Annotated in this window: 12 protein-coding genes and 1 other RNA gene; 10 read left to right on the top strand and 3 right to left on the bottom strand. The window is 53.7% G+C overall.

Going from position 1 to position 13,520, the window contains the following annotated elements; all coding sequences use genetic code 11:
- The first annotated feature begins 30 nt into the window (after nt 1-30).
- The 4 genes from pstB to BQ7483_RS06920 all read left to right on the top strand — a co-directional run bounded on the left by pstB (nt 31) and on the right by BQ7483_RS06920 (nt 2,964).
- Nucleotides 31-786: a phosphate ABC transporter ATP-binding protein PstB gene (gene pstB, locus BQ7483_RS06935; RefSeq protein WP_022019965.1), complete on the top strand. Its 756-nt coding sequence runs from the start codon at nt 31-33 to the stop codon at nt 784-786.
- A 65-nt stretch (nt 787-851) separates the two neighbouring features.
- Complete coding sequence (gene phoU / locus BQ7483_RS06930) at nt 852-1,544, top strand: phosphate signaling complex protein PhoU (protein WP_022019966.1); 693 nt, start codon at nt 852-854, stop codon at nt 1,542-1,544.
- Between the two features lie 259 nt (nt 1,545-1,803).
- On the top strand, nt 1,804-2,409 hold the full coding sequence (locus BQ7483_RS06925) for a riboflavin synthase (RefSeq protein ID WP_022019967.1): 606 nt from the start codon (nt 1,804-1,806) through the stop codon (nt 2,407-2,409).
- A gap of 21 nt (nt 2,410-2,430) precedes the next feature.
- Nucleotides 2,431-2,964: a nitroreductase family protein gene (locus tag BQ7483_RS06920; RefSeq protein WP_072545339.1), complete on the top strand. Its 534-nt coding sequence runs from the start codon at nt 2,431-2,433 to the stop codon at nt 2,962-2,964.
- Nucleotides 2,965-3,005: 41 nt separating this feature from the next.
- Here the strand turns inward: BQ7483_RS06920 and BQ7483_RS06915 are convergent, their stop codons facing one another.
- From BQ7483_RS06915 to rnpB, 3 genes are all read right to left on the bottom strand, one after another.
- Nucleotides 3,006-4,079 carry a nucleoside hydrolase gene (locus BQ7483_RS06915; RefSeq protein ID WP_072545338.1) on the bottom strand — a complete coding sequence of 358 codons (1,074 nt, stop codon included), beginning with the start codon at nt 4,077-4,079 and terminating at the stop codon, nt 3,006-3,008.
- Between the two features lie 286 nt (nt 4,080-4,365).
- Nucleotides 4,366-5,685: a YihY/virulence factor BrkB family protein gene (locus tag BQ7483_RS06910; RefSeq protein ID WP_072545337.1), complete on the bottom strand. Its 1,320-nt coding sequence runs from the start codon at nt 5,683-5,685 to the stop codon at nt 4,366-4,368.
- Nucleotides 5,686-5,719: 34 nt separating this feature from the next.
- Nucleotides 5,720-6,091: RNase P RNA component class A (gene rnpB / locus BQ7483_RS06905), an RNA gene on the bottom strand.
- Between the two features lie 103 nt (nt 6,092-6,194).
- Here rnpB and BQ7483_RS06900 point away from each other — a divergent pair.
- The 6 genes from BQ7483_RS06900 (at nt 6,195) to BQ7483_RS06875 (ending at nt 13,516) form a co-directional block, all read left to right on the top strand.
- The gene (locus BQ7483_RS06900) at nt 6,195-7,403 is read left to right on the top strand and encodes a C40 family peptidase (protein ID WP_072545336.1); all 1,209 of its coding nucleotides are present in this window, start codon (nt 6,195-6,197) and stop codon (nt 7,401-7,403) included.
- 41 nt (nt 7,404-7,444) lie between these two features.
- Nucleotides 7,445-8,617 carry a dipeptide epimerase gene (locus BQ7483_RS06895; protein ID WP_072545335.1) on the top strand — a complete coding sequence of 391 codons (1,173 nt, stop codon included), beginning with the start codon at nt 7,445-7,447 and terminating at the stop codon, nt 8,615-8,617.
- Between the two features lie 94 nt (nt 8,618-8,711).
- The gene (locus BQ7483_RS06890; RefSeq protein ID WP_022019973.1) at nt 8,712-10,049 is read left to right on the top strand and encodes a transglutaminase-like domain-containing protein; all 1,338 of its coding nucleotides are present in this window, start codon (nt 8,712-8,714) and stop codon (nt 10,047-10,049) included.
- A 266-nt stretch (nt 10,050-10,315) separates the two neighbouring features.
- Nucleotides 10,316-11,851, top strand: a complete 1,536-nt coding sequence (locus tag BQ7483_RS06885) for a Do family serine endopeptidase (protein WP_022019974.1) — start codon at nt 10,316-10,318, stop codon at nt 11,849-11,851.
- 265 nt (nt 11,852-12,116) lie between these two features.
- On the top strand, nt 12,117-12,977 hold the full coding sequence (locus BQ7483_RS06880; protein WP_008766632.1) for a sigma-70 family RNA polymerase sigma factor: 861 nt from the start codon (nt 12,117-12,119) through the stop codon (nt 12,975-12,977).
- Nucleotides 12,978-13,105: 128 nt separating this feature from the next.
- Complete coding sequence (locus BQ7483_RS06875; RefSeq protein WP_072545334.1) at nt 13,106-13,516, top strand: hypothetical protein; 411 nt, start codon at nt 13,106-13,108, stop codon at nt 13,514-13,516.
- Nucleotides 13,517-13,520: the final 4 nt, after the last annotated feature.

The raw sequence follows: 13,520 nt of genomic DNA, 5'->3' as shown, positions 1-13,520 counted from the left end.
AAATTTATCGATAATCAAATATCCAAATATATGAAGAATATCATTGAAACCCGTGACGTGAACTTCTGGTATGGCGATTTTCATGCGTTGAAAAATATCAGCATGGATATAGAGGAAAAATCCGTGGTGGCTTTCATCGGCCCGTCGGGATGTGGCAAGTCTACCTTCCTTCGTCTGTTGAACCGGATGAATGACCTGATACCCGATACGCGTCTGACCGGAAGCGTTCAAATCAACGGGCAAGACATCTACGGCAAAGGGGTGAATGTGGATGAGTTGCGTAAGGACGTTGGCATGGTTTTTCAGCGTCCCAACCCGTTTCCCAAGAGTATATTCGAGAATGTAGCCTATGGCCTGCGCGTGAATGGGGTGACCGATACCCAATTCATTCGTCAGCGTGTGGAGGAAAGCTTGCGTGGTGCCGCCTTGTGGGATGAGGTGAAAGACAAGTTGAAAGAGTCGGCGTATGCTCTTTCGGGTGGTCAGCAGCAGCGTTTGTGCATAGCTCGGGCCATGGCAGTATCCCCCTCGGTGCTTCTTATGGACGAACCGGCTTCGGCGCTCGACCCCATCTCGACAACCAAGGTAGAGGAGTTGATACACGAGCTGAAGCACGACTACACCATTGTTATCGTGACTCATAACATGCAGCAGGCCGCCCGTGTAAGCGATAAGACGGCTTTCTTCTACATGGGGCAGATGGTGGAGTATGGCGACACGAAGACCATCTTTATCAACCCGAAAAAAGAGCAGACGCAGAATTATATCACAGGACGTTTCGGTTAATGGGGATTTTGCTTAACTTTGAGGCAATTTTAAAAACGAATTAGTAACTAAAACAGAATAGTATTATGGTAAAATTCATCGAAAGTGAACTGGTTTTGTTGAAGAAAGAGATAGACGAAATGTGGACGTTGGTTTACAACCAACTGGATCGTGCCGGCGAATCGGTACTTACGCTGGACAAGGAGTTGGCTCAGCAGGTGCTTGTGCATGAACGTCGGGTCAATGCCTTTGAGCTGAAGATAGACAGCGATGTGGAGGATATCATCGCCCTTTATACGCCTGTGGCTATCGACCTGCGTTTTGTGCTGGCCATGCTGAAAATCAATACGAACCTGGAGCGTCTGGGCGACTTTGCCGAAGGCGTGGCCCGTTTTGCGTTGAGTGAAAAGGAATTGACGCTCGATGCCGACCTCATCAGGCAAGTGCGCCTGCAGGAGATGATCAGCCAGGTGCTCTCCATGCTTGAACTGGCCAAACGCGCCCTTCAGGAGGAGAACCAGGAGCTGGCTACATCCGTTTTTGCGAAAGACCATTTGCTGGACGAAATCAATGCCAACGCTTCTGTTCTGTTGGCTGAATACATCCAGAAACATCCCGAGGCAGCTTTGTCCTGCATCGACCTAGCCAGCGTTTTCCGCAAACTGGAGCGTGCGGGCGACCATATTACGAACATTGCCGAAGAGATTGTTTTCTTTATCGACGCCAAAGTGCTGAAACATCACGATACGGCGGAAGAAGGATACGGCCGGGAGGGGTAAAATCCTAATAAAACCAAAAAAATATGAGAAAACATGTTATAGGACATGCTTTTTTATTTGGCCAGTGATGTGAAAAGGGTCTATCTTTGCAGCGTTATCCTGAAAACAATCTTTTTACCTTAAAAAAAACTAATACCTATTGAAAACTGGAAACGGGACTTTGTGAAAAGCTCCGTTTTTTTTATGTCCATACCGAAATGTTATTGTATCTTTGTCCACACAAGAATGGATATCGTAATATTCTAAATTTAGATAGTTTATGTTTTCTGGAATAGTCGAAGAATGCGCCACGCTGGTGGCAATGGTAAAAGAGCAGGAAAATGTTCATTTTACATTTAAGTGTTCGTTTGTGGACGAATTGAAGATTGACCAAAGTGTCTCCCATAACGGCGTGTGTCTTACCGTGGTGGCCTTGACGAATGATACGTACACCGTCACCGCCATGAAAGAGACGCTCGATCGTTCCAACCTGGGGATGCTACAGGTGGGCGACGAGGTGAATGTAGAGCGAAGCATGCTGATGAACGGCCGTTTGGACGGGCATATCGTGCAGGGGCATGTGGACCAGACCGCTACATGTATTGGTGTGCAAGACGCCGAGGGAAGTTATTACTACACCTTCCGCTATGCGTTCGACAAGGAGATGGCCCGAAGGGGCTACATCACGGTGGACAAAGGTTCGGTGACGGTCAACGGCGTCAGTTTGACGGTGTGTAATCCGACGGACGACACCTTCCAGGTGGCCATCATTCCCTATACCTTTGAACATACCAACTTCCACGCCATTCAGGTGGGTTCGGTAGTGAACTTAGAGTTTGACATCATCGGCAAGTACATCAGCCGTATGATCCAGTACCAGTCATAAATTACAGATGGAGAGATAACGATGGATTTTCTGCAATTGGCGGCCAGCCGCCAGAGTGATCGTGCCTACGAGCACCGACCTGTGGAGCGCGAAAAGTTGGATCGCATCCTTCAGGCAGCTTGTCTGGCTCCTTCGGCTTGCAATGCCCAGCCTTGGAAGTTTGTGGTGGTGGACGACCCTGAACTCGCACGAAGGGTGGGGAAGGCCGCCGCGGGGTTGGGTATGAACCAATTTGCTAAGGAGGCGCCCGTACATATTCTCATTGTTGAGGAGTCGATGAACCTCACTTCTTTCCTCGGCGCGAAGATCAAGGACAAGTATTTTCCCCTGATAGATATTGGTATCGCCGCCGCCCACATCACGCTTGCTGCCGAGAGTGAGGGCCTCGGCTCGTGCATCGTGGGGTGGTTCGACGAGAAAGAGATGAAGCGGCTGGTGGGCATTCCTGCGGGGAAACGCCTGTTGCTCGATGTCGTCGTGGGCTATGCGGCCAAGCCCAAGCGCAAGAAGTCGCGCAAGGACCTGGATAAGGTGGTATCGTATAATCACTATTGACTTGCGCAGGCGAAGAAGGCTGAATGCCGTCGGGCATCCAATCAGAACGAACGGCAAGATTCTTCGATCAATTGCCACAATCTTTTTTCGTCCACTGCTATCACGATCCGTACAGGTTGTGTGCCAGTGGGCGAATTATGTGCAAAAGCCAACGACTGCCCATAGGAAAGTCCTTGCTGGGTATTGATGTCTATGTGACGCGTCATCTCACGTTTCAGGATGGAAGGTTCCACGCATAAAGCGGCAGCTACAATATCCCAAATGTGCCATACCGTTTCTGGACGTTCCTCAAAGGTCGTTTGCAGAAAATTGTCATGCAACATGGCTTGGAATTTTTCTTTGGTCAATAGTCCGACAATTCGCTCATAGCGGTCTTTTCGTAACTCTATCTGATTGCAGACATCCAATCCCACTACAATCTGTTCTTTAAAAGGAGACCGTAGGGCTATTCGCGCAGCTTCTGGGTCATACCACCAATTAAATTCGGCGGCAGGCGTTGTGTTGCCCGGCACTGTAAAAGCCCCACCCATATAAACCACCCGTTTGATAAGCGGAATGATTTCGGGGGCCATTCTGACGGCCATTGCCAAATTACAGCAAGGGCCAATGGCCAGGATTGTTACTTCGTGAGGATATCGTTTTACTTGTTCGATAATAAAATTGACAGCATGCATGTCGGTTGGCCCGAAGGTGGGCTCTTGCTTGTAACGGGAGGTGTAAACATCCTTCCAGAAGGTAGGTTCTTCATAAGCAAATGAGCCTGAATACCCTTCGCCGAAACCAAACAGCTGGATTTCTTCTCTCATGTTTTCAACCCGATTGGGGGCAAATGACAAACGAACGCCTTGCAATACTGGTATGTCTGTGATGCCAATCGCTTCCAGTTGGCGGATGGCATAAGCGGTTCCCTCTGAAACCCACGTGTTGCCTGCCACTACGGTAACGCCTAACAAGTCTATATTGGGCGCTTTGGCCAGCATCATCATGGCTATGCCGTCGTCGAAAAGTTCCACCATGTCGGTGTCCAGGATTATCTTCTGACGATTGTCACTATTGTCTGCCCAACTTATAGTGACTCCGAGAAATAGAATAAAAGATAAACAAAACCGTTTCATATGTTTAGTGCCAGTCGCAAATTTCAGGGCAAAGATACGGAATTAATCAGAATTGTGGCAGAAAATGGCTTTTCCTGTTGGTAAGCTCAGCGTATTTTCACTAATAAATATCTAAATCTGCTAAAACATGTTATATAACACGCTTTTTTAGTTGGAAAGTTTGCAAGTTGGCCGAAAGGCCGTATCTTTGCAATGTGTTTTTCATAGTATTAGATTTAAGGTTAACAAAGGTTGGGCTCAGCGGAGCCCTTTTTTTATGTCCGTACCTCTCGGCGGAGGGGGATGGCTACAAGTCTTTCAGCAATACCTGTTGCGCATGCCGGTAATATTCTTCGCGCGCCTTCATCAGCGCTGTCCATTGTTCGTTGTAGGCATGTTCCTTGTCTATCTTGAAGTCCTCGGAGCCGTGTGAGTCCAGGCGTTCGAGCAGCAGGGCCACGTTCAGCCGGCCGACGTCGACCGACGGCTGGTAGGCGATGGACTCGCTCTTCGCGTCGGTGGCCACCTCGTGCACCAGCTTCACTTCCTGCAGCTCCTCGAAGAGGCGTCGGGTGAGGCGGATGGGTATCTGGCATTCCTCCGAAATCTCTTCGGCCGTATAGGGCTCCTCGCCGCGGTCGAAGCGCTTGGCTATGAGCGACATCATCAGCACGGCCACGAAGTCGTGGTAGCGGCGGCTGATGTTGCGCGTGTCCTTGTCGAAGCTGAAGTTGTTGATGTTCTGCCCCGCATAGGTCAGCTCGGCGCCGAAGAGGCAGATGGTCCACGATATCTGCAGCCAGAGCAACAGCAGGGGGAGGGCGGCAAAACTACCGTAGATGGCGTTGTAGCGCGACACCCACAACTGGCCGCTGATGTAGAGGAATTGGAAGGCCTGATAGGCGGTACCCGCCAGGATGCCCGAGATGAGGGCGTGCCTGAAGTGTACCTTGGTGTTGGGCATGAAGATGTAGAGGCCCGTGAACATGCACCACGTGAGCACGAAGGGGATGAGCCGCACCAGGAACTTGCCCAGCGGGGCGAGCAGGGTAAAGTCTTCCACATTCTTCAGCATGGTGCTCATGAAGATGGAAAGACCGCCCGAGAGCACCAGCAGGATGGGGATGAGCAGCAGCATGGAGAAGTAGTCGGTGATGCGCCGGTAGACGCTCCGCGCCTTCTTCACCTGCCAGATGCGGTTGAAGGTCACCTCCATGTTGTTGATCAGGTTGAGCACCGACCAGAGCAACATGATGAGGCCCACGCCGATGAAGATGCCGTTCTTCGTCTGCGACAGGTAGGTGTTGACGATGTTCACGATGGCGCTGCTCGTCTCGTTCAGGCCACCGAAGCCGGTGGCTATCTCGTGTTCTATCACGTTGTCGAAGCCGAACCCGCGGGCGATGGCAAAAACCACGGCCAGGATGGGGATGAGGGCAAACAGGGTGCTGTAGGTCAGGGCGGCGGCCTTGTTGGCCAGTCGGTCCTTGGTGAAGCGGTTGATGCAGAGGTAGATGGTCTTGATGACGGTGTAGACGGAGAAGGTGGTTTTGTTCACCTCGTCTTCGGTGATGCGCCAGATGTCATCGGTGAGGAATTTCCAAAGTCTTGCGATTCGTTGGTTCATGGCGGAGGCAGGTCTATACATTATATATATAAAGAAAAGCAGTTGGCCTGTAAGCCGGGTTCTGTGCCTCGTCCGCAAGCGGACCAGGTGCCTGTCATTTATCTGCGCCGTATGTCACCATAGCGGCTTTAGCGGTCTACCCTCCGACATGGAGCGAGCAACTCTCTTGGCGTCGGTTTACATGACCTTACAACTCCTAAGACGCACAGCCCTCGTGTCGCCACGAGGCTGGTGGGCTCTTACCCCGCCTTCTCACCCTTGCCCGACTCCCCGAAGGAAGGGGGCGGTTGTTTTCTTCTGCGTTACTCTACCCTCGCGGACAGCTTTCTGTTAGGAAGTAGGATGCTCTGTGTTGCCCGGACTTTCCTCATGCACGCAGGGTGCAAGCGACAGACCGGCCAACTGCTTTATGGGGGACAAAGGTACGATTTTCGTGGCAAAAATATAGGATTTACCGAAATATTTCGTAGATTTGCTATCAAAATAGAACTTCCAAACAAAACATTGACATGAACAAGCTCATTGCCGTTGCGGCATTTTTGACGTTTTCCTCTTATTTTATGACTCCGACACTGGCGCAGGAAGAGACTGTGCCCGCCGAAGTGCTTGGTATCGGACAGGACCTGAAGGCACGCTTTGCCCCCGACAAGCGGGTGGCCCTCTTCGATGTGGACTACTCCCTGGCGGGAGAAAAGAAATTGTTGCTCCGCGGCGTGACGACCTCGGACGAAGCCAAAGACGAATTGCTCTCTTCCCTGAAGGAACGTGGATATGAAGTGGTGGACAGCCTGCGCCTGTTGCCCGACGAGAAGGCGCTGGACGGTAAGACCTACGGCATCATCAACCTGTCCGTAGCCAGCCTGCGCATCCAGCCCGACTACTCGTCGGAGATGATGACGCAAGCCCTGCTGGGCATGCCCGTGCGCCTGCTCGAACGCGACGGTTGGTATCGCGTCCAGACCCCCGACGACTACATCGCCTGGACGCATCGCGTCAGCGTCCTGCCCGTCACCCGCGAAGAACTGACGGCATGGAACCGCGCGAAGAAGCTGGTCATCACCGCGCACTACGGCTTTGTCTACTCGGAGCCCGACCGCCGCTCGCAGACGGTGTCGGACATCGTGGCTGGCGACCGCCTGAAGCTGGAAGGCACGAAGGGCGACTTCTATCGGGTGTCCTATCCCGACGGCCGTCGGGGCTATGTGGAGCAGTCGGCCGCCCTGCCCGAGCGTGAGTGGCGCAAGGACCTGAAGCAGGATGCCGCCAGCATCATCCGCACGGCCTACACGCTGATGGGTGTGCCCTACCTGTGGGCGGGCACCTCGTCGAAGGGAGTGGATTGTAGCGGCTTTGTGCGCACGGTGCTCTACCTGCACGACATCATCATCCCCCGCGATGCCTCGCAACAGGCCTACGTGGGGCAGCACATCGACATCGCGCCCGACTTCTCGAACCTCGAGCCCGGCGACCTGATCTTCTTCGGACGCAAGGCTACGGCCGAGCGCAAGGAGCGGGTGGTGCACGTGGCCCTGTACGTGGGCGGCAAGCGGTTCATCCATTCGCAGGGCGACGTACACGTCAGCAGCTTCGACCCGCAGGACGAGCTGTTCGATGCCTACAACCTGGGGCGTCTGCTCTTTGCCGTGCGCGTCCTGCCCTCCATCAATCAGGAGAAGGGCCTGAACACTACGGACCGCAATCCCTATTATCAATGGTAGCATACAGAAGGAAAGTCTAACTCTTAAAACGAAATAAAACGATGCAGAACAGAAGAGATTTTTTGAAGACGGCGGCCTTTGCCGCATTGGGTTCGGGTATGGTCATCAACGAAGCGCTGGCAGGCGAGCGGAAGCATACCCCTTGGTTCAATATCAACAAGAGCAGCACGACCGCTACCATGAAGCTGCGTTTCTTCCCATACGAACTGAAGTTACGCCACGTCTTCACGGTAGCTACCTACTCGCGCAGCACCACGCCCGACGTGCAGGTGGAGCTGGAGTATGACGGCATCATCGGCTATGGCGAAGCCTCCATGCCACCTTATCTGCAAAAGGAATTGGGCTCGGTGGACAGCGTGATGGCTTTCCTGAAGAAAGTGCAGGACGGCCTCGGCCAGTTTACGGACCCCTTCCAGATAGAAGACATCCTGACCTACGTCGACGGCCTGTCGGAGGGCGACGCGGCGGCCAAGGCGGCCGTAGACATCGCCCTGCACGACCTTGTGGGCAAACTCTTGCAGGCACCCTGGTACAAAATATGGGGGCTGGACAAGGATAAGGCCCCGTCGACCACCTTCACCATCGGCATCGATACGCCCGACGTGGTGCGCGAAAAGACAAAGGAGTGTGCCGACCGTTTCAACATCCTCAAGGTGAAGCTCGGAGGCAACAACGACAAGGAGATGATCGAGACCATCCGTTCGGTCACGTCCCTGCCCATTGCCGTCGACGCCAACCAGGGGTGGACCGACCGCCAGCATGCCCTCGACGAGATACACTGGCTCAAGGAGCAGGGCATCGTCATGGTGGAGCAGCCCATGCCCAAGGCGCAGATAGACGACATCGCCTGGATTACCCAGCAGAGTCCTCTGCCCATCTTTGCCGACGAGGGCGTCCAGCGCCTGAAGGATGTACCTGCGCTGAAGGGAGCCTATACGGGCATCAACATCAAACTGATGAAGTGTACAGGCATGCGCGAGGCGTGGAAGATGCTCAACCTGGCGCGTGCGTTGGACATGAAGGTGATGGTAGGTTGCATGACGGAGACTTCGTGTGCTTGTTCGGCAGCTGCCCAACTCTCGCCCGCGGTCGATTTTGCCGACCTCGACGGCAACCTGCTCATAGCCAACGACCGCTTCCGAGGCATGGAGGTGGTCAAGGGAAAGATTACCTTGCCCGACCTGCCTGGCATTGGGGTAGTGATTAATAATTAATAATTGATAATTGATAATTGAGAATTGAAAATGAAGAATAGCCGTGTGCGTGTGTTCATTTTCCATTTTCAATTCTCCATTTTCCATTAAATGTATGAAGAATCTGCTTTATCTTGTCCTGTTTCTGCTGGCCTTTTCGGCTTGCAATCGCAAGGCGTCCGACGCTTCCTACTCGTGGGAGGCCGACCTGCACCAACGCCTCCTGACTGATTTCTGCCTGACGGAGGCGCAAGTGAAAGATTACATCCGCCGCTACCTGCCCGACGTGACCGACGAGCAGATGCGCCAATGGGAAGAGTCGGGCGCGTTGGAGTGCATGATGCTCGATGGCGAGAAGCGCTACTTCCGCAATGCGGGTCCCAACCTTTTCCGCATCGACTCCCTGTGCCGCGAACGGAAGCTGGCGATGGAGGGTGAGCAGGCGAGTACCAGCGACCGTGTGAATGCCGAGAACCTGCCCGAAATTCTGGCCGCCACCGACGGACGTGGCGACTCCTGCCTGGCGGCTCCCAAGCGCATGCGCGTCACCTATACGCTGACCGTCGACACCAACGCCGTACCTGCGGGCGAGGTGGTGCGCTGCTGGCTTCCCTTTCCCCGCACGGACATACCCCGCCAGCAGGACGTGAAGCTCATCGCGGCCAGCGAACCTTCGTACACGCTCACCACGGAAGGCACGGCCCACAGCACCCTCTACATGGAGAAGCGGGCGGTGAGCGGACAGCCCACGGTCTTCTCGGAAACGTTCGAATACACCTCCTACGGCGAGTGGCACGACATCCGTCCCTCCGACGTGCAACCCTACGACACCTCGTCGGAACTCTACAAATACTATACGTCCGAACGCGACCGCCACATCGTCTTCACGACCCGCCTGCGTCAGTTGGCTGACAAATTGACAGAAGGCGAGGACAATCCCTATCTGAAGGCCTGCCGCATCTTCCGCTGGGTGCACTACCACTTCCCCTGGGCTTCGGCGCGCGAGTACTCGACCATCGACAACATCCCCCTCTATGTGCTGGAGAACGGTCATGGCGATTGCGGGCAGGTGACCCTGCTCTTTGTCACCCTGTGCCGTCTGTCGGGCATCCCTGCCCACTTCCAGAGCGGCTTCATGATGCAACCCGGCGCGTGGAACCTGCACGACTGGGGCGAGGTTTACTTCGAAGGCATCGGATGGGTGCCTGTCGACCAGTCGTTCGGCCTGGCAACCTATGCCGAGGAAGTGGGCAAGCCCCATTTCTACCTGGGCGGCATCGACTCGTGGCGCATGGTGGTGAACCAGGACTATGGCATGCCGCTGGTGCCCGAAAAGAAATATCCGCGAAGCGAGACGGTGGACTTCCAGCGCGGCGAGGTGGAGTGGGCCGGCGGCAACCTGTACTTCGACCGCTGGAGCTATCACATGGACATCGAGTACCTGAACTATTGACTCCTCTCCGCAGGGCGTGAAGCATCTCTTTAGAGGTGGAAACATTTTTTTTAGCCTCTAACGCTCAAAGTGTTAACGTGGCAGGAAACGTGCAGAAATGCTAATTTGGCAGCTTGGGCCGTTAATCGCTGTTAAGCTCAAAATAGGCTCTGTTAAAAGAGAACAAAAAAGTATGACAGGGTGAATAACTGAACGGTTTTTGTCGTTATTTTAACGTCATAAAGTTAAAACGAACTCGAATATTAACACTTTAAAGAGATAAGATTATGAAACGGACAACGAAAATGGTAATGGGAGTGGCAGCAGGCGTACTCCTGAGTTCCGCGATAGGTGGGTTTACGGCCTACAAGCTGATGGCCAGACAACAGATGGAGAATGCCGCTTTCAGCGAGCTTTTCCAGCAGAACCCCAATAATATAAGATTGGCAGGTCTGGGTGCCGCCAATGCCCAGCCGGTCGACCTGACGAAGGCCGCCGAAAGTTCGGTACACGCCGTGGTTCACATCCGCGCTACGGAGCTGAGCAAGACGCGCACCATCCAGACGCAACCCGACTTCTTCGACTGGTTCTTCGGCGACGGCCGCGGCCAGCAACGCCAGATTCAGACGCAGCCGCGTGTGGGCTTCGGCTCGGGCGTCATCATCTCGAAGGACGGATACATCGTGACGAACAACCACGTGGTCGAGGGTGCTGACGAAATCACCGTCAAGCTCAACGACGAACGTGAACTGAAGGGACGTGTCATCGGTACCGACCCCGACACCGACCTGGCCCTGCTGAAGATTGAGGGCGACGACTTCCCCACCATCCCTGTGGGCGACTCCGATGCCCTGAAGGTGGGCGAGTGGGTATTGGCCGTGGGCAACCCCTTCAACCTGAACTCTACCGTCACGGCAGGTATCGTGAGTGCCAAGGCACGTTCCATCGGCACGACGGCCGCCAACGGACAGGCTGCCAGCATCCAGTCGTTCATCCAGACGGATGCCGCCATCAACTCGGGTAACAGTGGTGGTGCCCTGGTGAACGCCGCCGGCGAACTGGTGGGCATCAACGCCATGCTTTACTCGCCTACGGGCGCCTATTCGGGCTATGGCTTTGCCATCCCTACCAACCTGATGACGAAGGTCGTTTCCGACCTCAAGGTATATGGTACCGTACAGCGTGCCCTGCTGGGCATCAAGGGCGGTGACTTCACGACCGACCTGCAGATGGACGACGAAGTGGTGAAGGAGATGGAGAAGCGCATGGAAGAGCTGGGCGTAAAGGATGGTATCCTGGTGGCTCAAGTCATAGAAGGTGGTTCAGCTGCAGGTATCCTGAAGGAAAACGACGTCATCACGAAGCTGGACGGCAAGAAGCTCCACAAGTTCACCGACCTGCAGGAAGCCCTCTCCAAGCATCGTCCGGGCGACAAGGTGCAGCTCACCATTGTCCGCGACAAGAAGGAAAAGGAAGTGACCATCACGCTGAAGAACGCCCAGGGCAACACAAAGGTTGTCAAGAATGCCGGTATGGAAATCCTGGGTGCTGCCTTCAAGCCGGTTGACGCCGACCTGCGCCGCCAGCTCAACCTGGGCTACGGACTCGAAGTGACAGGCGTCAGCGACGGCAAGATGGCCGACGCGGGCATCCGCAAGGGCTTCATCATCCTGAAGGCCAACGGCCAGCCGATGAAGACGGTCGAAGACCTGGAAGACGTGCTCAAGGCTGCCACGCAGACCCCCGAGCAGGTGCTCTTCATCACCGGTATGTTCCCCTCGGGCAAGCGCGCCAGCTATGCGGTCGACCTGAGCCAGGAATAAGCGCCAGACAGCATATATTTGGTTTACATTAATCATAAGATAAGTTAGACTCTTTTGATAAGGTAAGAAGGTTGAAGTTTGTTTAATTTATCTTGTAGAAAGTGCCGGCAAGTTGCTTGTCGGCACTCTTTTTGTAGTAGGATGGGGGAGCGAGGAAAGGGCTTTCCGAACTTTTTGTTGAACCGGATTGAAAAAAGAAGGCAAAAGATTGGCAGTATTCCGATTTTTTGTCGTAACTTTGTCAACCCAATATGTGTATAGAAGAATGAGACAACTAAAAATTACCAAAAGTATCACTAACCGAGAGAGCGCTTCTCTGGACAAGTATTTGCAGGAAATCGGGCGTGAGGACCTCATTACCGTCGAAGAAGAAGTGGAGCTCGCTCAGCGCATCCGTAAGGGTGACCGTGTCGCACTGGAGAAACTGACACGTGCCAATCTGCGTTTCGTCGTATCTGTCGCAAAACAGTATCAGAACCAAGGCTTGAGTTTGCCCGACTTGATCAATGAAGGCAACCTGGGTCTGATCAAAGCAGCCGAAAAGTTCGATGAGACACGTGGTTTCAAGTTCATCAGCTACGCGGTGTGGTGGATACGCCAGTCCATTCTGCAAGCCCTGGCCGAACAGTCGCGTATCGTGCGTCTGCCGCTCAACCAGGTGGGCTCGCTGAACAAGATCAGCAAAGCCTTCTCCAAGTTCGAGCAGGAGAACGAACGCCGTCCGTCGCCCGAAGAGCTGGCCGATGAGCTGGAAATCCCTGTCGACAAAATCTCCGACACACTGAAGGTGTCCGGCCGCCACATATCGGTCGACGCGCCTTTCGTCGAAGGAGAAGACAACAGCCTGCTGGATGTTCTGGTGAACGACGATTCGCCTATGGCTGACCGCTCGTTGGTGAACGAGTCTCTTGCGAGGGAAATTGATAGAGCACTTTCTACGCTGACCGAGCGCGAAAAGGAAATCATACAGATGTTCTTTGGCATCGGACAACAGGAAATGACCCTGGAGGAAATCGGCGACAAATTCGGGCTGACCCGTGAGCGTGTGCGCCAGATCAAGGAAAAAGCAATCAGAAGACTGAGACAAAGTAATCGTAGCAAATTGCTCAAATCTTATTTGGGATAAGTAGGAATATCGGTTTCCGACAAACGAAAGATTTCAAAAACCGGCAGCGACATGCAGTCCTGCCGGTTTTTTTTGTTACCTTTGCCGCTATAAATGTATTGTCGGATTTTTGAAGAACAAGAACGGATATGAAATACCTGCGTGTGATTATGGCCCTGGCCCTGGCCTTTGTGCTCTGCTCGGCCTTTACGATGAAGAAAGACAAGGATAAGGAAAAGGAGAAACCCGTGTATGTGTTCGGGGTGGCGGCTTCGTTCAGCGATACGGTGGTCTATTACACCCCCGTCCAGCTGCTGGACAGCGTGGTGCTGGACAAGAACGGCTTCCTGCCCCAGCGCGACATGTATTCCTACCAGCTGAAGAACCACCTGGAGTATCAGATGAACAAGCCCAACTATACGTGCGTCATCTACTTCTCGGAAAACAAGGGCAAGCTCGAGAAGGAAGCTGCCAAGGTGAAGTCCGGCTATCAGAAAAGCAAGCAGACGCTTCAGGCTATCGAGCCCGACGAGTTCAAGTTCGAGAAACCGCAAGACTAAACCG

Origin of the sequence: Mediterranea massiliensis (assembly GCF_900128475.1) — a bacterium.
GTDB classification, from domain to species: Bacteria; Bacteroidota; Bacteroidia; order Bacteroidales; family Bacteroidaceae; genus Bacteroides; species Bacteroides massiliensis_E.
Note: the sequence above shows the minus strand (reverse complement) of the source record. Positions and strands in the feature narration are given on the sequence as shown.